The following is a 1,337-nucleotide window of genomic DNA, read 5'->3' on the forward strand; positions in this document are numbered from 1 at the left end:
TCGGTGCCCATGAACACGGCGGTGAAGTAGGCCAGCATCTGGATCGGCAGCGCGTAGATGATCGGCGAGATGATTTCGGGCACGTCCGGCAGCACGATCGTCTCCATCGTGGTCACGCTCGCCTGCGCCGCTCCCCTGGCGTCGGTGATCAGGATGATCTTGCCGCCGCGCGCCGCCACCTCCTGCATGTTCGACACCGTCTTTTCGAAGATGCGGTCATGCGGGGCGATGACGATGACCGGCATGTTCTCGTCGATCAGCGCGATCGGCCCGTGCTTCAGTTCGCCCGCCGCATAGCCTTCGGCGTGGATGTAGGAGATCTCCTTGAGCTTCAGCGCCCCTTCCATGGCCAGCGGGAAATTGGTGTCGCGGCCGAGATAGAGCACATCGGAATAGCGCGACAGGTCCCGCGCGATGCGCTCGATCTGCGCTTCAAGCTTGAGCACCTGGTTGGCATAGCGCGGCGCTTCCGAAAGCGCCCGCACCAGGATCTTTTCCTCATCCGTCGAGATCGCGCCGCGCGCCACGCCGGCGCGCACCGCAAGCGAGGCCAGCACCGACAGCTGGCAGGTGAAGGCCTTGGTCGAGGCGACGCCGATCTCGGGACCGGCAAGTGTGGGCAGCACGACGTCGGATTCGCGCGCCATGGTCGATTCGCGCACATTGACCACGGCGCCGATCTTCATGCCGGCCTTGCGGCAGTAGCGCAGCGAGGCCAGCGTGTCGGCGGTCTCGCCCGACTGCGAGATGAAGAAGGCGGCATCGTTGCCCGACAGCGGCATCTCGCGATAGCGGAACTCCGAGGCGACATCGATGTCGACCGGCAGCCGCGCATAGCGCTCGAACCAGTATTTGCCGATCAGGCCGGCGAGATAGGCGGTGCCGCAGGCCGAGATCGCCAGCCGGCCGATCTTGGCGAAATCGAACGGCAGGTCGAGCGGCTTCGAGACGCCGGAGACGAAATCGACATAGTGCGCCAGCGTGTGCGAGATCACCTCGGGCTGTTCATGGATTTCCTTTTCCATGAAATGGCGGCGGTTGCCCTTGTCGACCATGAAGCTGGTCGACAGCGATTGCTGGCGCTTGCGGTCGACCTTTTGGCCGCCGATGTCGAAGATGGCGACGCCGTCGCGGCGCACCACCGCCCAGTCGCCGTCCTCGAGATAGGTGATCGAATTGGTGAACGGGGCGAGCGCGATGGCGTCGGAGCCCAAAAACATCTCGCCATCGCCATGGCCGACGGCCAGCGGCGGTCCGTTGCGGGCGCCGACGATCAGGTTGTCGTCGCCCTTGAACATGATGGCCAGCGCAAAGGCGCCCTCCAGCCGCTTCAGCGC

1 protein-coding gene is annotated in these 1,337 nt (G+C 64.8%); it reads right to left on the reverse strand.

Annotated features, from left to right (window positions below):
• On the reverse strand, positions 1-1,337 hold a 1,337-nt coding region (gene glmS, locus FJ938_RS29250; RefSeq protein ID WP_140700135.1), incomplete at both ends, for a glutamine--fructose-6-phosphate transaminase (isomerizing).

This window comes from Mesorhizobium sp. B2-4-14, from assembly GCF_006442155.1.
Lineage (GTDB): Bacteria > Pseudomonadota > Alphaproteobacteria > Rhizobiales > Rhizobiaceae > Mesorhizobium.